Origin of the sequence: Telmatospirillum sp. J64-1 (genome assembly GCF_006980715.1) — a bacterium.
Lineage (GTDB): Bacteria > Pseudomonadota > Alphaproteobacteria > Rhodospirillales > Magnetospirillaceae > Oleiliquidispirillum > Oleiliquidispirillum nitrogeniifigens.
Map to the genome: position 1 here is coordinate 16152 of NZ_SBHN01000007.1, position 19585 is coordinate 35736.

A 19585-nucleotide genomic window follows, 5' to 3' on the forward strand; every position below is an offset into this window, starting at 1 on the left:
GTTCCTTGTCCGTGGCAGCCGCGTCATTCGGTGCGGCTGCGGATTTCGACGATGGTCTTGACCGCCAGCGTTATCAGCGCCAGCACGGCCAGGACCGAAGCCGCGGCGAAAGCGCCGGCGGCGTTGTAATCGTGATAGAGCAGGTCCACCTGCAGCGGCAGGGTGTTGGTCTGGCCGCGAATCTGACCCGACACCACGGACACCGCGCCATATTCCCCCATCGCCCGCGCATTACACAGGATCACCCCATAGATCAGCGCCCATTTCAGATTGGGCAGGGTGACGTAGAGGAAGGTCTTGAAGCCCCCCGCCCCCAGCGACAGCGAGGCTTCCTCCTCGTCCACGCCCTGGGACTGCATCAGCACCAGCACCTGACGGGCGATGAAGGGACAGGTGACGAACAGGGTCACCAGCACGATCCCCGGCAAGGCGAACATCACCTGCAGGCCATGTTCCTCCAGCCAGGGGCCGAAGATGCCGCGCGAGCCGTAGACCATCAGATAGGCCACGCCCGCGACGATGGGAGAGATGGAAAAGGGAAGCTCGATCAAGGCGATCAGCAGCTTCTTGCCGCGGAACTGGAACTTGGCGATGGCCCAGGCCGCGCAGAGGCCGAAGAAAGCATTGATCGGCACCACGATCAGCGCCACCAGCACCGTCAGCCAGATAGCGTGCAGCGTCTCGGGATGGGTGATGTTGGCCCAGAAGGTCGGCACGCCGCGCGCGAAGGCCTGCTGGAAGATCACCGCGACGGGGACCAGCAGGAACAGCGCGGTCAGCAGGAAGGCCAGCCCGATCAGGATGCGCCTCGTCCAGGCGGCACGGCGGGCCTTGCGGCTGATCTGGCGCGGAACGGCGCTTGTGGTGGGCAAGGTAGCGGCGGTTGCCATGCTCGGCCTCCCTCAGTTCTTCCGCGCGTAGCGGTAATGCCAGAGCTGGATCGAATTGGTGATCAGCAGCATGACGAAGGCCGAGGCCAGGACCACCGTGGCGATGGCGGTGGCGGCCGCATAATCGTATTCCTCCAGCCTGATGAAGATGACCAGGGCGGTGATCTCGGTCAGGAAAGGCATGTTGCCGGCGATGAAGATGATCGCCCCGAACTCGCCCAGCGAACGGGCGAAGGCCAGCGACACCCCCGTCAGGAAGGCCGGGAAGATCAACGGGAAGATGACCTTGGTGAAGGTCTGGAACGGCGAGGCGCCCAGCGTTTCCGCCGCCTCTTCCAGTTCCGGTTCCAGATCGGCGATCACCGGCTGCAACGAGCGCACCACGAAGGGCACGCTGGTGAAGGCCATGGCGACGATGATGCCCAATTGCGTGTAGGCGACCTTGATGCCCAGCGGTTCGAGATACTGCCCCAGCCAGCCATTGGAGGCGAAGGCCGCCGTCAGCGCCACCCCGGCCACCGCCGTGGGCAGGGCGAAGGGCAGGTCCATCACCGCATCCAGCAGGCGCCGGCCGGGGAAGTCGTAGCGCACCAGCACCCAGGCCAGCAGCAGCCCGAAGACGGCATTGAAGGCCACCGCATAAGCCGCCGATTCCAGCGTCACCTTGTAGGAGGCGACGGCGCGGGGATGGGTGACCACCGCGACGAATTCGCTCCATTCCAGGCCGAAGGTCCGGAACAGCAGGCCGGAAACCGGCAGCAGCACGATCAGGCCGAGATAGAGCAACGTCACGCCCATGGCGAGCGGCAGGCCGGGAATGACGCGCGGGGCGCGGCGGAACTTCATCATCACTCTGCTTTCACAACAACACGCCGCCCGCAAGATGCGGGCGGCGCAACCGTTCCTTCAACCGATCAGCGGCGACGGCCGAAAATCTGGTCGAAGCTGCCGCCGTCGGCGAAATGCTCCTTCTGGGCTTGATCCCAGCCGCCGAACACGTCCTCGACGGTCACCAGGCGCACCTCGGGGAACTGGTCGGCATATTTCGCGGCGACGTCCGGGTCGCGGACGCGGTTGGAGAACTGCGCCAGGATTTCCTGGGCCTGCGGGGAGTAGAGGAAGTTCAGATATTCCTCGGCCACCTGACGCGAGCCGCGGCGGTCGGCCACGCGGTCGACGACGGCGACGGGGAATTCGGCCAGCAGGCTCATGGACGGCACGACGACGTCATACTTGTCCTCGCCGTATTCGCGCTGGATGCCGTAGACCTCGGCCTCGAAGGTAATCAGCACGTCGCCGATGCCGCGCTCGACGAAGGTGGTGGTGGCGCCGCGCCCGCCGGTATCGAAGACCGGCACGTTGCCCAGCACTTGGCCGACGAATTCACGAGCCTTGGCGTCGTCATTGCCGTTCTGCTCCAGGCCGAAGGCATAGGCGGCCAGATAGGTGTAGCGCGCATTCCCCGAGGTCTTGGGATTGGGGAAAATGACCTGCACGTCGTCGCGGGCGAGGTCGCTCCAGTCGCGGATGTTCTTCGGGTTACCCTCTCGCACCAGGAAGGCGGGCAGCGAGTAATAGGGCGAGGCGTTATGCGGCAGGGCCGACTGCCAATCCTCGCGCACCAGTCCCTCATCGGCCAGGACCTGCACGTCGGTCACCTGATTGAAGGTCACCACGTCGGCCTGCAAGCCTTCCATGATGGCCCGCGCCTGACGGGACGAACCGCCATGGGATTGCTTGACCTCGATGCTCTGACCAGTCTTCTCCTGCCAATGCTCGGCGAAGACCGGGTTCAGGCTGGCATAGAGTTCGCGGGCGATATCATAGGAAACGTTGAGAATTTCGCTTGGGGCCCTGTCCTGCGCCTGGGCCGGAAAAGCGGAGGCGGCGGCCACACCGGCGGCGGCAGCGAAAGCCAATGCCAAGAACGTGCGCTTCATCAGAAAACCTTTTTTCACTTGGGTCTGCGCGGCCGAAGCGTCCAATCCATCGTCCGCCGTTGGAAGATAGATGACATTAACACCAGCGCAGTGTCAATAATGATATATAAACACCTCTTTTATGTTGTATATCGATAGCACTCTTCCTCCCATCCATATGGGGGAGCAGGAGGATGACGAGGAGGTACCTCCCGCCCGCGAGAAGGGAGGATGATCGGTTGCGGGCGGGGATAGGCCGAAAGATCCCGCCGCTACTGCGCCGCCGGTGCGAAGGCCTCGAAGAGGCCGGTATAGGGCTTGGCCAAGGGGGGAACGTAGCTGCCCTTCTTGCTGGTCCGCAGGCCCAGGGCCGCCAGGACCTCGAGCAGCCGGATTCCGGCGGCGACGCCGTCGACCACCGGTACGCCGAATTGCTCGCTCAGGCGGCGGGCGAGATCGGCCATGCCGGCACAGCCGAGCACGATGGCTTCGGCCCGGTCCTCGGCAATGGCCCGGGCGATCTCTTCGGCGATGCGGCCCTCGGCGGAGGAGCCGGGAACTTCGAGGTCGAGGACCGCCACGTCGGATGCGCGCACGGTGCAGCGCTCCGCCATGCCATAGCGCCGCGCCAGATGCTCGATGGCGGGAACGGAACGCGACAGGGTGGTGACGACGCTGAAACGATGGGCGATCAGCGAAACGGTATGCATGGCCGCCTCGCAGATGCCCACCACCGGCGCCCGCGCCAGGCTGCGGGCGGCATCCAGGCCGGGATCGTCGAAACAGGCGATCAGATGGCCGTCATAGCCTTCCGCCTCGCCCTTGGCGATTTCCTGCAGCAGGCCCGGCACGCAGAACGCCTCGTCATACCATCCCTCGATACTGGCCGGTCCCATGGCGGGATGGCGCGCCTCCACGACCGTCTCCGCCGAAGCCGCCGCCTGCGCCGCTCTTCCGATCTTGCGGGTCATCGAGGCGGTGGTGTTGGGATTGACCACGAGAAAACGCTTCATGGTCATGGAACTCCGCTACCGACATGGGCATCCGCCCGATCCACCAGCGCCGATGCCTGGAAGCAACTCACCGCATGGCCCTGCCCCACCGCCACGCTTGCCGGCACCGAGGCGCCGCAGACTTCCCCGGCCTGCGGGCAGCGGGGGGCGAAGGCGCAGCCTTGCGGCAGGTCGGACAGGTCGGGCGGCGCGCCGGGAATGGCGTCCAGGCGCTGCCCCTTCATCCCGCCCGAGGCGCGGGACCGCATCAGGCCGATGGTATAGGGATGGCGGGGATTGCCGATCACCTCGGCCACCGGCCCGGTCTCGACGACCCGGCCGCCATACATCACGGCGATGCGGTCGGAGATCTCGACCGCCACTCCCATGTCGTGGGTCACGAAGATCACCGACATGCCCAATTCCTTCTGCAAGCGCCGCAGCAACAGCAGGATCTGGATCTGCACCGTGGCGTCCAGGGCCGTCGTTGGCTCGTCGGCCAGCAGGACTTGCGGACGGCAGGCCAGGGCCAGGGCGATCATGGCGCGCTGGCGCATGCCGCCCGACATTTCGTGCGGATAGGCCTTCAAACGGCGCTCGGGCGAAGGGATCTGCACGAGCTGGAAAAGCTCCAGCGCACGGTCCAGCCCGGCCTTGCGGGACACGCCTTCATGGCGGCAGACGGTTTCGGCGATCTGGTCGCCGACGGTGAAGACGGGATCGAAGGCCAGCATGGGTTCCTGGAAGATCATCGAGACGACCTTGCCCCGGAAGGCCGAAAGCTGCCGCTGCGACATCTCCAGCACGGACCGGCCCGCCACCTGGACCCGCCCCCGGATTTCAGTGCGGCGGGACGGCAGCAGGCGCATCAGGGCCCGCATGGTCACGCTCTTGCCCGAGCCGCTTTCCCCCAGGATGGTCAGCACTTCGCCCCGGTTCAGGTGCAGGTCGACGCCGTTGATGGCATGGACCACACGGCCGGGAGTGCGGAAGCGGACGGTCAGGTCGGCAATCTCGACGAGGGGCGCTTCGGCATTCATGGGGCATCTCCCTGATGGCTGGAGACAAGCAGGCAAGCCGCCTCATGCTCGCCGCCGGGCACGGGCCGAAGCTCGGGCTGGCGGCTCTTGCAGACCTCCTGGGCCAGGGCACAGCGCGGATGGAAGCGGCAGCCGCCGGGCAGGTTGATCGGATTGGGCGGGTCGCCGGCCAGCGGCGGGGCCTCGGTGCGGCGGGACGGGTCCATCGAGGGAACCGCCGACAGCAAGGCGCGGGTATAGGGATGGGCGGTGGCCTCGTACAGCCGGTCGGCGGCGCCGACCTCGGCCACCTTGCCCAGATACATCACCATCACCCGATCGCTCATATAGCGGACCACGTTCAGGTCGTGGGAAATGAACATATAAGTCAGGCCGTATTCGGCCTTGAGGTCGACCAGCAGGTTGAGCACCTGGGCCTCGACCGACTTGTCCAGGGCCGAGACCGCCTCGTCGAGGATGAGGAGGCGCGGCTCCAGCGCCAGGGCCCGGGCGATATTCACGCGCTGGCGCTGGCCGCCCGACAGTTCGTGCGGGTAGCGGCCGCCGAAAAGACGGGGATTGAGGCCCACCTGGTCCAGCAGGCGCTGCGCCCGGCGGCGGGCCTCCTCGCGGCGCAGGCCATGCACCACCGGACCGAAGGCGATGGAATCCTCGATCGTCAGGCGAGGATTGAGCGAGGCATAGGAATCCTGGAAGACCATCTGCATCTGACGGCGCATCTCGCGGACGGAAATGCCGCCCGGCGCGCCCACCTTGTCGCCGTCGAAGATGATCTCGCCCGCATCGGGCTCCATCAGGCGCATCAGCAGGCGGGCCGTGGTGGATTTGCCGCAGCCCGACTCCCCCACCACGCCCAGGGTTTCCCCCTTGCGGATGTGGAAGTCGATGCCGTCCACGGCATGGACGCTGCCCTGGCGGCGCCCCAGCAGGCCGCCCTTGATGGGAAAATGCTTCTTCAGGCCCCGCACCGTCAGCAGGGGCTGGCGCGGACCGCCCCGGTCGCGCAGGTCGGGTTGCCGGACGGCATCGGGACGGGCGGCATCGGAAAGAGAGCCGGTCATAGCTTCACATCCATGGCGGAGCGCAGCCCGTCGCTGAGCATGTTGAAGGAGATCGAGGTGATGAAGATCATGGCCCCCGGCAGGGCCGCCACCCAGGGATTGACGTAGATGGTCGTGCGCATGGTGTTGAGCATCAGCCCCCATTCCGGCTCGGGCGGACGGGCGCCGAGGCCGAGGAAGGACAGGCCCGAGGCCAGGATCATGCTGACGCTGATCAGCGAGGTGGCGTAGACGAAGATCGGCCCCAGCACATTGCCCAGGATATGGACGCGGATGATGGTGATCGGTCCGGCCCCGCTGGCGCGCGCCGCATCCACGAAATCGAAATTGCGCACCTGCGTGGTCACGCTTTCGGCCACGCGGGCGATCGGGGGAATGAAGACGATGGTCAGCGACACCAGGGCATTGACCACCCCCGCCCCCAGCGCCCCGGCCAAGGCGATGGCGAGCAGCACCGAGGGAAAGGCATAGAAGACATCGACGGTGCGCATGATCGCCGTGTTGACCCGGCCGCCGACGAAACCGGCGGCGATGCCGATCAGCGAGCCGATCACGAAGGCGATGAGCACGGGCACGACGCCGATGAACAGCGACAGCCGCCCGCCATGGATGAGACGGGACAGCACGTCGCGCCCCAATTCGTCGCTGCCGAGCAGGAAGCCCTCGGTTCCGATGGGCTTCAGGCGGTTGATCATGCTCGTCTTGTAGGGATCGGCCGGCGCGATCAGGGGCGCGGCCAGGGCCATCAGCACGATGACCAGCAGGACGAAGCCGGCGGCCAGCGCCACGGGATCGCGGCGCAGCCGCATCAGCACGCTGGTCCAATATCCGCGCGAGCGCGGCACGGGGGCCGCAGCGCCGTCCGGGGCGCTGAGGGAAATGGCGGTCTTCGGCTCGACAGAGCTGGTTGCCATGAATCGTCTCCGGCAGTTCAGGCGCGCTTGATGCGGGGGTCGAGCCAGGTCTGGGCCAGGTCGACCAGCAGGTTCAGGGCGAGGAAGAAAAGCGCCAGGACCAGGATCGTCCCCTGCAACAGGGGCAGGTCGCGGCGGAAGATGGCGTTGTTCAGCAGCATCCCCGTCCCGGGCCAGGAGAACACCGTCTCGACCAGGATCGAGCCGCCCAGCAGATAGCCGAGCTGCAGGCCCATCACCGCCAGGGCGGTCGGCGCCGCGTTCTTCACCACATGCAGGAACACCCGCCATTCCGGCAGCCCCTTGGCCCGCAAGGCCTCGACGAAGTCATGGGCGAGGATTTCGCCTACCATGGCCCGGATGGTGCGGGTCATGATGCCCATGGGGATCACCGACAGGGTCACCGCCGGCAGGATGAGATGGCGCAGATAGGCGGCTTCGAAGGCCCAGTCGGTGGATGCACCGGGACCGGCCCCGGTGGCGGGCAGCATGTTCAGATGCACCGAGAAGACGATGACCAGCACCATACCCAGCCAGTAATGGGGAACGCTGACCCCGGTGACGGCGATGCCGGTCAGCAGGCGGTCGAGCAGGCTTCCCTTGAAATAGCCGGCCAGCGTGCCGAACAGCATGCCCAGCGGGAAACCGATCAGGGCGGCGGCCGTGGCCAGGATCAGGGTGTTCTTGAGGGCGCCCATGACCTCGAGGACGACGGGACGGCCCGTGGCGACCGACAGCCCCAGGTCCCCCTGCACGGCACGCTGCACCCACAGGCCGAACTGCACCGGCAAAGGGCGGTCGAAGCCATAGGCCCGCCGGACCAGTTCCACCACTTCCGCCGGCGCATCGGCCGAAACGACGGCATCCATGGGCTGGCCGGGGGAAAGATGCACGAGGGAAAAGCAGATCAGGCTGACGGCCAGCGTGATCGGCACCATGAAGAGCAGTCTTTTGGAAAAGTAAGTGAGCACGCCGGCTTTCCCTCGTGACAATCAGGACGGGATGGGGCGAAGAGATCGCGGGCCGACCAGGCCGTTGCCGGACCGGCCCGCTTGCGGGTCCTTGATAGGCCGGTTTACGGAGCGATCGAGACCGGCGCGATGTCCTGGAACCAGTTCTTGGCCTGGACGAAACCCTGCACCTTGGGGCTCATGGCGCGCGGGCCGACATCATGGGCCACCATCAGCCAAGCGGCGTCATCGACCATCTTGGCGTGGAACTCGGCCAGCACCTTGTCCTGCTCCGTCGTGTCGAAGGTACTGCGCGCGAGGTCGAGCAGGCGGTCGTATTCCGGATCGCTCAAGGCGCCCCAGTTGAAGCCGTTGGGCGCGGCCATGCTGGAATGCATGAAGCGATAGAAGGCGGCGAAGGGATCGAGCCAGCCGAAGCTGATATTGGTGGCATGGGCGCCCAGGCTGCTGGGATCGGCGGCCCCGCGGCGCCAATTGGGGAACAGGGATTCCCAGTCCAGCACCTCGAACTCGATGTTGATGCCGACATCGCGCAGGTTCTGCTGGATGTATTCGTTCATCGCCAAGGGCTGCATTTGGCCGGAGCCGGAGGTCGAGATCAGCACCTTCACATTGACCGGATTGCCCGGCCCATAGCCGCTTTCGGCAAGCAGGCGGCGCGCTTCGTCGGGATCGTAGCGGATCTCGAAGCCGGGATTGCCGAACCAGGGATGGTCGGGCGTGACGATACCCACCGCCGGAACCATCAGCCCGCCCAGCAAGGCGTTCAGGCCGTCACGGTCGACCGCGAGATTGGCCGCCTTGCGGACATTGATGTCCCGCCAAGGGCTGCCTTCCAGCATGCTGAACTGATAGGGCCAGGTATGCGGATAGGGATTAGACGTGATGGTCATGCCCGCCGAGCGCATGCGCGGGATGGCATCGGGGGCCGGAGCCTCGATCCAGTCCACCTGACCGGACAGCAGCGCAGCGGTCCGGGTGTTGGCCTCGGGCATGGGCAGCAGGACGACCCGGTCCGTCTTCGGCACGCGGTTGCCGTCCCAGTAATCGGGATTGGGCACCAGTTCGGCACGCTCGCGCGGAACCAGGCGCTCCAGCTTGAACGGGCCGGTGCCCGAAGGATTGCTGGCGAAGGCGTTCCAGTCGCGGCCGACGGCTTCCCATTGGGCCGGGCTGGAGAACAGCAGGAAGGTCAACTGATACGGAAACCAGGCATCCGGCTCGGTGGTGGTGAAGCGGATCGTGTAGTCATCGACCTTATCGTATTCACCCATGGACGGGATGCGGCCCCGCACATTGCCCGCCTGCCGTGCATCGAATTGCGGCGAATTCTCGTTATAGATCTTTTCCAGATTCCAGATCGCGGCATCGGCATCCCACGGGCTGCCGTCATGGAAGGTCACATTCCTGCGCAGCGAGAAGGTCCAAACCCGCGGGTCGGACGGATCCACTTCCCACGATTCGGCCAGTCCCGGCGTCAAGCCGCTGGCCTTGTCGGCGGAGGACAAGTCCCAGAGAACCAAGGCGTCGTAGATGGTGTAGCCAAGGAAGCGGTAGCCTTCAAAGCCGCTATCAGGCTGGCCGGTGGTCAGCGGAATGTCGGAACTGGTCATTGCAATGCGCAAGACGCTCTCGGCGCTGGCAGGCACGGCCGTGAACGAAAGTCCGGCCGTCGCCAGGATGACGGCGCAGAATCGTCGCAGATATCGGTCGGGACGAGTCATAGCAGGAAGAACCTCCTTGCAAATTCGGCCATTGAAAGGGCCGCGTCGGAACGCGCCATCACCGATGGCGCTCCCGGAAGGATTGCAAGGGGCATGCCATTGTTTACATCTGAATTGGATATTGTGCAAAAAGAGGCATGGATTGTTCACAATCCATGCCTACAGCGTCCACGAAATGCTTATATGCCAGAGGAGTAACGACGGGTTGAAAACCCAGAACACGCAGGCTTCCGAGAGGATACCAATCGTTACTATTCCTTGCGGCCAGCACACCCCGCGCGAATGCTGCGTTGTGCTTAGGCAGCTGCCTCACCACATGCACATTTTTTATACATTTTCTGTTGAGATAAAAAAATAGGCAAGACGGACAGAAATCCGCCTTGCCTTGAGAGTGCTCGCCGCAATCCCCTGCCCCGTTCCCGCTGCCACGGGATCAGGGCAAGGAAAGCGGGTCAGGAAGCCAGCGCTTCCACCCGCTGTGCCGCCGAGGCCGGATCGGGAAGATCCAGCAGCCGGGCGGCATTGCCCCACATGATCTTTTCCCGGTTCTCCGGGCGGATCGGCAGAGTCTCGAACCAGTCCCGATAGCCCTTCACCGGACAGAAGGGGAAGGAACTGGCATAAAGCATCCGGTCGGACAGGAAGCCGTCGGCAGCCTTCACATATTCCTCCCAGCCGGGCATGCGCGAGAAATACATGTCGGGCGAGAGGTAGAGATTGGGCCGGCGGAAGGCGACATGCAGGATCTCGTTGACCCAGGGCCAGGCGCCATGGGCCGCAACCACCTTCAAGCTGGGGAAGTCGGCCAGCACGCGGTCGGTGTTGATGGGATTGGAATAGCTGAGATCCGGCCCCGCCGTACCGCCCACCATCAGGATGATCGGAATACCGCGATCCTCGCAATGGGCGTAGATGGGATAGAGTCGGCGGTCATCGGCCAGCATCGGCACCGGATAGGCACCCGGCTCGATATTGATCAGCTTGAACCCGGCCGCCATGGCCTCGTCGATGGTCTGGATGGCCTTGCGGCGGTCGGTCGGGTCGATGGACGCCGCGCCCAGGAAACGCGGGCCGTATTCTTGCATCAGCGACAGCACGTCCTCGTTGCTGATCGAGCCCAGCATCCCGGCCAGACGCCCGACCACCACGCCATGGGCCACATCGGCTTCATCCATTTCCCGCAGCAGCATCTCCATGGATTGCTGCTGCGCCGCCGGCGACGGCTCGAACCCCACCGTGCGGGTGAAACCGTCACGCCGCTCGCCCGCATTGTACATCAGCGTATCCAGGAAGCCTTTGGCCGGGGGGCGCAGGCGGAAGTCGATGATCTTCATGAATCCTCCTCGTTTCTTAATTGTGTTCCACCTCGGCCGTCAGTCCGCGCCCAGGGCACGCCACACCATGTTGGCGCCCAGGATGAAGAGCACGATCAGGACCAGGAGCTTGAACTTGTCGGCCGGCAGCTTGCCTACCAGCCAATTGCCGATGGCCATGCCCGTCAGCGCGGGAACCAGGCAGGCGACGGCGATCAGGACGCGGGTGAAATCCAGCACGCCGATCATGAAATAGGAGGCCGACAGCATGGCGCCGAGCACGATGAACATCAGCGACAGCGCCGAAAGGAAAAGCTGCCTCGGCACGTTCAGCCCGACCAGATACATCACCAGCAAAGGACCGTTGGCCGTGGTCAGTGACCCCACCACGCCCGAGGCCAGGCCGACGCCCCAGCCGGTGCTGCGCTCCGCCCGCGCCGGCACGTGGAATTGCGGCTTCAGGACCATCACGGCGACGAAGGTCATCACGAACAGGCCCAGGATCAGCGACAGGATGCGCGGGTCGACCACGGTGATGAACAAGGCGCCGCCCGCGATGCCGATAATCATCCCCGTGGTCAGCGGCCAGAAGCGCCGGATCGTCTCCATCATCGGCCCCGACTGGACGAATTGGGTGAAATTGGTGAAAGGCAGGATCACCGCGTTCAGCGCCAGGGCCATGTCGATGGGCACGATCATGGGCAGGATCGAGATGGTGATCAGCGGCATCCCGAAGCCGAGCGCGCCCTTGGCGATCCCGCCCAGCAGGAAGGTCGCGCCCAGCCCCAAGGCAACCGCCGAGCCGATATTGATGACATCGAACATGGACCCGAAGCTCCGCGCGGCAGGCCGTAGCGCGAACGGGACCTGCCCGCCCGCGCCGTCTCGGCCAATAGTTCAGAAAGAAAAGCCTAGTCCTTGTTGGCGACCGCCAGTCTCCCCTGCTGCGCCTTGCGGTCGCGCAGGCCGTTGCGGATCAGCACCGTCAGGGTGAAGACGGTCAGCGCCCAGAAGACCCAGGTGATGGGACTGCGGAACAGGATGGCGAAATCGCCCTGCCCCATCAGCATCGCCTGGCGGAAATTGTCCTCCAGCAGCGGCCCCAGGATGAAGGCGATGAGGAAGGGCGCGGCGGGGATGTGCAGGCGCATCATCAGATAACCGACCCAGCCCATGGCGAACATCACCAGGATGTCGAAGACCGAGTTGTTGACCGCATAGACGCCATAGACGCACAGCACCAGCACGCCCGGCAGCAGCACCGATTTGGGAATGTCGGCGATGAAGCGGAACAGGCGGATCGAGGCGCCGCCGATGAAGAACAGGAAGATCGAGCTGAGGATCAGCCCCATGAACAGCGCATAGATCATGTCGCCATTGGTGGCGAACATCATCGGGCCGGGCTGCAGGCCGTGGACCATGAAGGCGCCGATGATGATGGCGGTGATCACGTCGCCGGGAATGCCCAGCGCCAGCAGCGGGATCAGGGTGGCACCGCAGACGCCGTTATTGCCCGCTTCCGCCGCCGCCACGCCTTCCAGTTCGCCCTTGCCGAAATTCTCCTTGTTGGGCGAAGTACGGCGCGCCTCGCTATAGGAGAGGAAGGCGGAAGGCGCGGCCCCAATCCCCGGAATGGCGCCCAGGACGCTGCCGATCACCCCGCCCCGGATGATGGTTTTCATACAGCGCCGCACTTCCGAGAAGGGCAGCTTGTGGTCGCCCAAGGCCCGCACGCCGCCTTCGCGCTCGTCCTTGCCGTTCATGGCGAAGGCGATGATCTCCGGCAGGGCGAACAGGCCGATCAGCACGGCGATGAAGTTCAGCCCGCCCATCATGTCGGGATGGCCGAAGATGAAGCGGTCGGTGCCATAGACCAGATCCAGCCCCACCGTGGCCAGCAACAGGCCGAAGGCACCGGCGATCAGCCCCTTGACCAGGCTGCCGCCCGAGACACCGGCGATGATGCTGAGCGAGAACAGGATCAGGGTGAAGAATTCGGGCGGCCCGAATTTCAGGGCGAAGGAGGCCAGCCAAGCGGCGAACAGGATCAGCGCCAGGTTCGAGATCAGATCGGCGATGCAGGACGCATAGAGCGCCATCTGCAAGGCCTGGCCGGACTTGCCCTGCTCGGCCAGCGGATAGCCGTCCAGCACGGTGGCGCTTGACGCCGCTGTACCGGGGGTCTTGATGAGAATGGCCGGGATCGAACCGCCGAAGATGCCGCCCTTGTAGACGCCCAGCAGCAGCAGGATGCCGTAGATCGGCTCCAGGGCGAAGGTGAAGGGCAAGGCCAGGGCGACGGCCATGGTCGCCGACATGCCGGGAATGGCTCCGGCCACCACGCCGACGGCGACGCCCACCAGGAGGGCGAGAAGGCTGCCCCATTGCGCCACGAGGGAAAGTGCGGCAGCCGCATTATCCATCATCGTCATGGCAACCTCACATACTGACCTTGGGGAATGGGCACACCGGCAATGTGCGTGAAGAAGGCGTAGAGGATCAGCGGCAGGAGGATCGCCACCAGCAGCGCGGCCAAGCGATGCCTGCTTCTGAAGATCGCCGCCAGGGCGCCATAGGCCAGCACCGAGGCCCACACCATCCCTAGAACCGGGATAAGCAGGTAATATCCGGCGAAGACTCCGCCGATTCCCAGGACCCGAAGGCTGCCCGCCGAGAAAAGGGAGGGACCTTCCGCCTGCCCGTCCGGGGCGGTGAAGAAGATGCCTTTCAGAGTCATCAAAACGCCCAGCAGCAGCAGCGCATAGGCGAGGATTTCCGGCCAGAAATCGGGAGAGAGGACGATATAACGCACGCTACGCGGCACCACGACCGCCTGGGGAATCACATAGACCAGAAGCGCGACCGCGAAAAGGGAAACCCCGACCCCCACCCAAAGATCAGTATTCAGTCGTGTCATGGCAGGACACCCCGATCCAGGTGAAACATTCCCCGCGCCCGCGGCCATCTAGGCCAGCGGGCGCGGGGCGTCCTTGGCTTTACTCGACGCTCAGGTCGAGACGGGTCACCAATTCCTTGAAGACTTCATACTGATGCTGAATGAATTGCTTCGATTCATCGGGGTCCATGTAGACGACTTCCGAGCCCATGCGGGTCAGATGGTCGACGAAGCCCTGGTCGGAGGTGGCGATCTTCAGCCATTCGCCCCATTGCACGGCGGCCTCGTCGGGCAGGTTGGCCGGACCGGCGATGCCCGTCCACCCCACCAGGACTTCCAGTTCCGGATGCCCCAGTTCGGCCACGGTGGGCGCGTCGAAGGCCGGCAGGCGTTCCTTGGTGGTAGTCAGCAGGGGCTTCAGCTGCTTGTTGGCGACGAAGCTGGCAAGGTCCGAGGAATTGGTACAGACGAAGGTGGCGTTGCCGGCGAAGACCGCCGTCGCCGCCTCACCGCCACCGCGCATCGGCAGATGGGTCACGGCCAAGGGATTTTCGATGCCATAAGCATCCATGATCATGATCGAGGCCAGCTGCAGCAGCGTGCCGACGCCGGTCGAGACATAGCTGACAGAGCCCGGATCGGCTTTGATCTTGTCCATCAGCTGTTCGATAGTGTCGATGCCCGAATTGGCCCCGGTGGCGCAGACCACGGCATTCAGCTCGAATACGCCGACGAAGCGGAAATCGTCCAGCGTATAGGGCAAGGTCCGCTTCATGGCCGGGTTGATGGTATGCGAGCCGACGCGTGCGGCCAGGACGGTATGGCCGTCGTCCCGGGCATTGGCGACGGAAACCGAACCGGTCACCCCGGCGGCACCGACACGGTTAACCACCATGATCGGATGCGAGGAATGCTTACCCAACACATTGGTCAAGGAACGGGACGCAATATCGGTGGAACCGCCGGTGCCATAGGGCACAACCAGCGTCACCGGACGCTTGGGATAATCGGCGGCGAAGGCGGGCATGGCGGCGGTGGCCAGGATGGCCGAGGCCCCCAGGATACGTTTGATCGATTTCATTATTCTCTCCCTGTATTACGTTCTTTTATTGCCGCTGAGCATAGCAGAAGGAAAAAACACTCCTTTTTTCTTGGATGGTGCCCGGCCCTTCTTAGTGGCCGCTGGCAGCCACTATGCCGGTGCGCGTGAAGACGGGGGCGGGAAGCCCCTCCATGCGGACATTGATGCAGGCCGGCAGATCGCTGGCGGCCGCACGCGCCAAGGCCCCGTCCAGGCCCTCCGGCGCTTCGACCATTTCGCCGTGGCAGCCGAAACCGGCGGCGGCTAGGTCGTAACGCGCGGCGGGATTGAGCTGGCAGCCGATCAGGCGGTCCTCGCCATACTCCCGCATCTGGATGACATGTTCGGCATTCCAGCGGGAATCGTTGCCGATGATGGCCAGGAAAGGAGCATCGGCGCGGATGGCGGTGTCGAACTCGCTGAAATGGAAACCGGCCGTGCCGTCTCCCATCAGCGCGACCACGGTGGCTTTGGGGTGGGCCAGCTTGGCGGCGATGGCGTAGCAGAGGCCGCCGCCGATGGCGCCCGACATGCCGTTGATGATGCGCTTGGGCGCGGTGACGAAGGCCTGCGCCCATTGGCCGAACTCGCCGCCATCGGCGATCAAGATCGGTTCTTCCGCCTGATCGAGCAGGGCCTGAGCAGCCTTGCAGATATCCTGGGGCGAGATCCCCGCCACGCCGGAGGGCGGCAAGTCGCGATAGGCGATGGCTTCGGCCACTTCGGCCCGCCACGCGGCACGGGCGCGGCTGCCGCCCGTCGCCTCGCACAAGGCGCCTGCAGCGAGATCCACATCGGCCCGGGCGGCCATCATCAGACGCGCGCCGAACAGGCGGCGGGCGCGGGCGATGGCATCGGCTTCCGGATCGAGGACGATGATGCGGCTGTCGGCGGCAAAACCCGGCGGACGGCCGAAGCCGACGGTGAAGTCGACGATCTTGCCCAGGCACAGCACCAGATCGGCCTTCGACAGCACTTCGACGAAGGCGCCCAGCGAAGGATCGCGCAGGCCGCGCGGGCTTTCCATGGGCACGACGGGTGCGTCGATGCCGTCGGCCAGCGCCGACAGCATGGCGGAAGCGCGCGTCGCATTCATCATCGGCCCGGTCAGCACCACCGGACGCTCGGCACTCGCCAGGGCCTTGGCGATATCCTTGGCGATGGCCGGATCGAGCGGCGCCAGATCGCGGGCACAGGCATCGGCGGCGGGAATGGCGTCGGGCGAGACGGTCTCGTTCACCACGTCGAAGGGAATGGCCAGGTGGACCGGCCCAGGACGGCCCGAACGGGCGACGCGCAAGGCCTCGGCCACGTCATGGCCCAGGCGGTCGGCGCGCAGCGTGCGGCGGGCGAGTTTGGTCAGGGGACGGGAAATCGCGGCCTGGTCCAGTTCCTGGAAGGCGCCGCTGCCGTCCTGGCCGACCGGCGAATCGCCGCTGATGAGAAGAATGGGGCTCTCGGACTGGCGGGCGGAATAAAGCGGAGCAAGGCCGTTGGTGAAGCCGGGCGCGGCCGTCAGCAGCGCGACGCCGACCTGCCCGGTCAGCTGCGCCCAGGCATCCGCCATATAGACGGCGGCGGCCTCGTGCCGGACATGGACGAGCTGGATTCCCTGGTCGATGCAAGCATCGAAAATCGGCATGATCTGATTGCCGGACAGGGTGAAAATAACTTTCGTTCCAGCGCGGGCCAGCGTTTCCGCGACCAGGTCTGCACCCCTCATAACGCGCACTCCCTATACTTGTTTTTTCGGCGGACCAGCCACCTTTTATCGAGGGCCTATTATGAGCCCTTCATTTCCATATCTAACAAGATGGTCCTATAGGAAAACTTTTACTGCAACGGAAAAACAGGCGACTTACCTGATAAAAACTTATGCTTGTGACAATATAAATTTACGATGTTGCACCGCACATGAAAAAGGGCATGAAGATAGACCGGCAGGCGGCAAGACCCGCGCCGGAAAGGAGGGAATTTTCATGTTCCTTTAATCTTTTCTTCGCTGGGACCAGCGAAGCGGAAGAAAGGCTCTTCTGTATCAGAGAGCCGGCAGCGCTTCCCCGGCGCCGCTGCGCCTCAGCTCCGCCTCTTCGACCAGTTCGGCCATGCTGTCATAGACCACTTCGATCAGGCGCTGCTTGGGACTGTCCTGGCGCCAGACTAGCCCCAGGACGCGCGGCTTGGCATGGGTGTTCAGGGGCAATTGCCAGATCGGCAGGCTGACCGGCGGCGGCACGCAACGCCGCGGCACGACCGAAACGCCGAGATTGTGGAAGACCATGGTTTCGATGGCTTCCAGACTGTCCAGCTCCATGTTCTCCTGAACGCGGATGCCGTTGCGCTGCAGCATCTCGTCGATCTGCCGCCCCACCCAGGCTTGGCGGTTGAAGCGGATGAAGGGGCGGGTCTTCAGCAATTCCAGCGGATCGTCGCCCTGCACCTCGCGCGCCGCCAGCACCACCAGGGGTTCCTCGGCCAGCTGGCGCCAATAGAGATGGCCGATGGTGCGCGGCGGTTCCGAGATGATGGCGGTATCGAGGAATCCGCGTTCGAGCTGCGGCATCAGGTCCGCCGACAGGCCGGGAATGATGCGGATACGCAGGTCGGGATAGGCGTCGCGCAGCCGCACCATGGCCAAGGGGGCCAAGCCGGGAACGCAGGTCGGCACCACGCCCAGGACCAGTTCGCCCGAAAAGACGTCCTTGCCGCTCATCGACTGGACCAGGCGGTCATAGGCCTGAATGATGTCGCGCGCCTTGGGGATCAGCGCCTGACCGGTCTGGTTCAGCTCCGGCGGGCGCTTACTGCGGTCGAACAACGTCGTGCGCAGCTCTTCCTCGAGGCTTTTCATCTGCATGCTGACCGCCGCCTGCGAGACATGCACGACTTCGGCGGCAGCGGCAAAGGTGCCTGCCTCGGCAACGGCAATCAATGTCTTCAGTCGGCGGATGGACATTTGTACGCACACCTAAACTGTGACCATCATCAGGTTATATTAAGAACCGCACAAAAAAAAGGGCCCTCCATCAAGGCTTTTGATGGAGGGCAGGTGCCCAGACGGCGAAAGAGTGTCAAAGTGCCGTACGGGGGGAGACATGGAGAGAGCAAAGCCAGGCCGTGACACTCCTGGCTCGCGGGGACGGAACTAGCTCATGACCGGCATGGAGAATTCGGAACCGGCCCGCATCCCGGTCGGCCAGCGGCTGGTGATGACCTTGTACTTGGTATAGAAGCGCACGCCTTCCGGGCCGTGCATGTGATGGTCGCCGAACAGCGAGGCCTTCCAGCCGCCGAAGCTGTGATAGGCGACCGGCACCGGGATCGGCACGTTGATGCCGACCATGCCCGCCTGGACGTTCTGGGCGAATTCGCGGGCGGCATCCCCTTCGCGGGTGAAGATGGCCGTGCCGTTGCCGAATTCATGCTCGTCCACCAGGGCCTGGGCCTGGGCGAAGGTCTTCACGCGCACCACCGCCAGGACGGGGCCGAAGATCTCTTCCTTGTAGATGCGCATCTCGGGGGTGACATGGTCGAACAGGCTGCCGCCCAGGAAATAGCCCTCGCCCAGTTCCTCGCCCTGGATGTCGCGGCCGTCAACGACCAGCTTGGCGCCTTCCTTCACACCAAGATCGACATAGGAAGCCACCTTGTCGCGGTGTTCCCGGGTCACCAGCGGACCCATTTCCGCCTGGGGATTGGTTCCCGGCAGGACCTTCAGGGCGCGCACCCGCTCGGCCAGGCGCTCGACCAGCGGATCGGCCACGTCGCCGACCGCGACGGCCACGGAAATCGCCATGCAGCGCTCGCCCGCCGAGCCATAGGCCGCGCCCATCAGGGCATCGACGGTCTGGTTCAGGTCGGCATCGGGCATGACCACCATATGATTCTTCGCCCCGCCCAGCGCCTGGACGCGCTTGCCATGGGTGATGGCGCCGATCTGGATCAGCTTGGCGATGGGGGTCGAACCGACGAAGCTGACGGCCTTGACGTCGGGATGTTCCAGCAGGCGTTCGACCGCCACGCGGTCGCCGTTGACCACGTTGAGCACGCCCTTGGGCAGGCCGGCTTCATAGAACAGGTCGGCCAGCAGAAGCGCGGCGCTCGGCACCTTCTCGGACGGCTTCAGCACGAAGGTGTTCCCGCAGGCGATGGCGATGGGATACATCCACATCGGCACCATGGCCGGGAAGTTGAACGGCGTGATACCGGCGCAGACGCCCAGCGCCTGGCGGGTGGACCAGGAATCGATCCGCGTGCCCACGGATTCGGTGAACTGACCGGCCAGCATGGAGGGAATGCCGGTGGCATATTCCACCACCTCGATGCCGCGCATCACCTCGCCCTTGGCGTCCGACATGACCTTGCCGTGCTCGCTGCTGATCAGTTCGGCGAGGCGGTCCACATTCTTGTTCAGCAGTTCGAGATAGCGGAACAGCACCCGCACCCGGCGGGCCGGCGGCGTGGCATGCCAGCCGGGAAAGGCCGCCTTGGCCGACGCCACCGCCGCATCCACGTCCTGGACCTCGGCAAAGGCCACCTTCTTGGTCACCTTACCCGTCGCCGGGTTATAGACATCGCCCTGGCGGCGCCCTTCCCCGCCGACCCGGCTACCGTCGATATGGAAACCGACCAGCGTGTCGCGCTGTACATCAATAGCAGTCATCGGACTGAACCTCCCGTCATTCTGTTTTTCGCCGGCCCCGTCACACCCGCAAAAGCGGGGGTCCATGCGGCGTCGCAATGGATTCCCGCTTGCGCGGGAATGACGAAGAGAGGCGGTTCTG

17 protein-coding genes are annotated in these 19585 nt (G+C 64.7%); all 17 read right to left on the reverse strand.

The window, feature by feature from the left end; translation table 11 throughout:
* Positions 1 to 23: 23 nt before the first annotated feature.
* The 17 genes from cysW to EPD66_RS08365 all read right to left on the reverse strand — a co-directional run bounded on the left by cysW (position 24) and on the right by EPD66_RS08365 (position 19464).
* Positions 24 to 890, reverse strand: coding sequence for a sulfate ABC transporter permease subunit CysW (cysW, locus tag EPD66_RS08285; protein WP_142848032.1), 867 nt, complete (start codon positions 888 to 890; stop codon positions 24 to 26).
* A 12-nt stretch (positions 891 to 902) separates the two neighbouring features.
* On the reverse strand, positions 903 to 1739 hold the full coding sequence (gene cysT / locus EPD66_RS08290; RefSeq protein WP_142848033.1) for a sulfate ABC transporter permease subunit CysT: 837 nt from the start codon (positions 1737 to 1739) through the stop codon (positions 903 to 905).
* A gap of 65 nt (positions 1740 to 1804) precedes the next feature.
* The gene (locus EPD66_RS08295) at positions 1805 to 2830 is read right to left on the reverse strand and encodes a sulfate ABC transporter substrate-binding protein (RefSeq protein WP_142848034.1); all 1026 of its coding nucleotides are present in this window, start codon (positions 2828 to 2830) and stop codon (positions 1805 to 1807) included.
* A 251-nt stretch (positions 2831 to 3081) separates the two neighbouring features.
* Positions 3082 to 3822, reverse strand: a complete 741-nt coding sequence (locus EPD66_RS08300; RefSeq protein WP_142848035.1) for an aspartate/glutamate racemase family protein — start codon at positions 3820 to 3822, stop codon at positions 3082 to 3084.
* A 2-nt stretch (positions 3823 to 3824) separates the two neighbouring features.
* A complete protein-coding gene (locus tag EPD66_RS08305) occupies positions 3825 to 4841 on the reverse strand; it encodes an ABC transporter ATP-binding protein (RefSeq protein ID WP_142848036.1) in 1017 nt (338 codons plus the stop codon).
* Entirely contained in the window at positions 4838 to 5902 is a 1065-nt protein-coding gene (locus EPD66_RS08310; RefSeq protein WP_142848037.1) for an ABC transporter ATP-binding protein, read from the reverse strand. Before EPD66_RS08310 ends, EPD66_RS08305 begins: the two co-directional genes overlap by 4 nt.
* Positions 5899 to 6816, reverse strand: coding sequence for an ABC transporter permease (locus EPD66_RS08315; RefSeq protein WP_142848038.1), 918 nt, complete (start codon positions 6814 to 6816; stop codon positions 5899 to 5901). Before EPD66_RS08315 ends, EPD66_RS08310 begins: the two co-directional genes overlap by 4 nt.
* 17 nt (positions 6817 to 6833) lie before the next feature.
* On the reverse strand, positions 6834 to 7787 hold the full coding sequence (locus EPD66_RS08320; RefSeq protein ID WP_142848039.1) for an ABC transporter permease: 954 nt from the start codon (positions 7785 to 7787) through the stop codon (positions 6834 to 6836).
* Positions 7788 to 7891: 104 nt separating this feature from the next.
* Complete coding sequence (locus EPD66_RS08325) at positions 7892 to 9511, reverse strand: ABC transporter substrate-binding protein (protein WP_142848040.1); 1620 nt, start codon at positions 9509 to 9511, stop codon at positions 7892 to 7894.
* 452 nt (positions 9512 to 9963) lie between these two features.
* Positions 9964 to 10845 (reverse strand): amidohydrolase family protein, encoded by an 882-nt coding sequence (locus EPD66_RS08330; protein ID WP_142848041.1) that lies wholly within the window; start codon positions 10843 to 10845, stop codon positions 9964 to 9966.
* Between the two features lie 39 nt (positions 10846 to 10884).
* The gene (locus EPD66_RS08335) at positions 10885 to 11649 is read right to left on the reverse strand and encodes a sulfite exporter TauE/SafE family protein (RefSeq protein WP_142848042.1); all 765 of its coding nucleotides are present in this window, start codon (positions 11647 to 11649) and stop codon (positions 10885 to 10887) included.
* Positions 11650 to 11735: 86 nt separating this feature from the next.
* On the reverse strand, positions 11736 to 13256 hold the full coding sequence (locus tag EPD66_RS08340) for a tripartite tricarboxylate transporter permease (protein WP_142848043.1): 1521 nt from the start codon (positions 13254 to 13256) through the stop codon (positions 11736 to 11738).
* Positions 13253 to 13741: a tripartite tricarboxylate transporter TctB family protein gene (locus tag EPD66_RS08345; RefSeq protein ID WP_185961307.1), complete on the reverse strand. Its 489-nt coding sequence runs from the start codon at positions 13739 to 13741 to the stop codon at positions 13253 to 13255. The genes EPD66_RS08340 and EPD66_RS08345 overlap by 4 nt, the downstream gene beginning before the upstream one ends.
* A 79-nt stretch (positions 13742 to 13820) precedes the next feature.
* Complete coding sequence (locus EPD66_RS08350; protein ID WP_142848045.1) at positions 13821 to 14801, reverse strand: tripartite tricarboxylate transporter substrate binding protein; 981 nt, start codon at positions 14799 to 14801, stop codon at positions 13821 to 13823.
* A 91-nt stretch (positions 14802 to 14892) separates the two neighbouring features.
* Positions 14893 to 16524, reverse strand: a complete 1632-nt coding sequence (locus EPD66_RS08355; protein WP_142848046.1) for a thiamine pyrophosphate-binding protein — start codon at positions 16522 to 16524, stop codon at positions 14893 to 14895.
* A 315-nt stretch (positions 16525 to 16839) separates the two neighbouring features.
* Entirely contained in the window at positions 16840 to 17757 is a 918-nt protein-coding gene (locus tag EPD66_RS08360; protein WP_142848047.1) for a LysR family transcriptional regulator, read from the reverse strand.
* 189 nt (positions 17758 to 17946) lie between these two features.
* Positions 17947 to 19464 carry a CoA-acylating methylmalonate-semialdehyde dehydrogenase gene (locus EPD66_RS08365; RefSeq protein WP_142848048.1) on the reverse strand — a complete coding sequence of 506 codons (1518 nt, stop codon included), beginning with the start codon at positions 19462 to 19464 and terminating at the stop codon, positions 17947 to 17949.
* Between the last annotated feature and the right edge of the window lie 121 nt (positions 19465 to 19585).

Coding starts and splice junctions, on each gene's coding strand:
- EPD66_RS08310 (WP_142848037.1), bottom strand. CDS start 5,902: ATGACCGGCTCTCTTTCCGATGCCGCCCGTCCCGATGCCGTCCGGCAA.
- EPD66_RS08305 (WP_142848036.1), bottom strand. CDS start 4,841: ATGAATGCCGAAGCGCCCCTCGTCGAGATTGCCGACCTGACCGTCCGC.
- EPD66_RS08325 (WP_142848040.1), bottom strand. CDS start 9,511: ATGACTCGTCCCGACCGATATCTGCGACGATTCTGCGCCGTCATCCTG.
- cysW (WP_142848032.1), bottom strand. CDS start 890: ATGGCAACCGCCGCTACCTTGCCCACCACAAGCGCCGTTCCGCGCCAG.
- EPD66_RS08335 (WP_142848042.1), bottom strand. CDS start 11,649: ATGTTCGATGTCATCAATATCGGCTCGGCGGTTGCCTTGGGGCTGGGC.
- EPD66_RS08330 (WP_142848041.1), bottom strand. CDS start 10,845: ATGAAGATCATCGACTTCCGCCTGCGCCCCCCGGCCAAAGGCTTCCTG.
- EPD66_RS08295 (WP_142848034.1), bottom strand. CDS start 2,830: ATGAAGCGCACGTTCTTGGCATTGGCTTTCGCTGCCGCCGCCGGTGTG.
- EPD66_RS08300 (WP_142848035.1), bottom strand. CDS start 3,822: ATGAAGCGTTTTCTCGTGGTCAATCCCAACACCACCGCCTCGATGACC.
- cysT (WP_142848033.1), bottom strand. CDS start 1,739: ATGATGAAGTTCCGCCGCGCCCCGCGCGTCATTCCCGGCCTGCCGCTC.
- EPD66_RS08350 (WP_142848045.1), bottom strand. CDS start 14,801: ATGAAATCGATCAAACGTATCCTGGGGGCCTCGGCCATCCTGGCCACC.
- EPD66_RS08360 (WP_142848047.1), bottom strand. CDS start 17,757: ATGTCCATCCGCCGACTGAAGACATTGATTGCCGTTGCCGAGGCAGGC.
- EPD66_RS08355 (WP_142848046.1), bottom strand. CDS start 16,524: ATGAGGGGTGCAGACCTGGTCGCGGAAACGCTGGCCCGCGCTGGAACG.
- EPD66_RS08345 (WP_185961307.1), bottom strand. CDS start 13,741: ATGACACGACTGAATACTGATCTTTGGGTGGGGGTCGGGGTTTCCCTT.
- EPD66_RS08315 (WP_142848038.1), bottom strand. CDS start 6,816: ATGGCAACCAGCTCTGTCGAGCCGAAGACCGCCATTTCCCTCAGCGCC.
- EPD66_RS08340 (WP_142848043.1), bottom strand. CDS start 13,256: ATGACGATGATGGATAATGCGGCTGCCGCACTTTCCCTCGTGGCGCAA.
- EPD66_RS08365 (WP_142848048.1), bottom strand. CDS start 19,464: ATGACTGCTATTGATGTACAGCGCGACACGCTGGTCGGTTTCCATATC.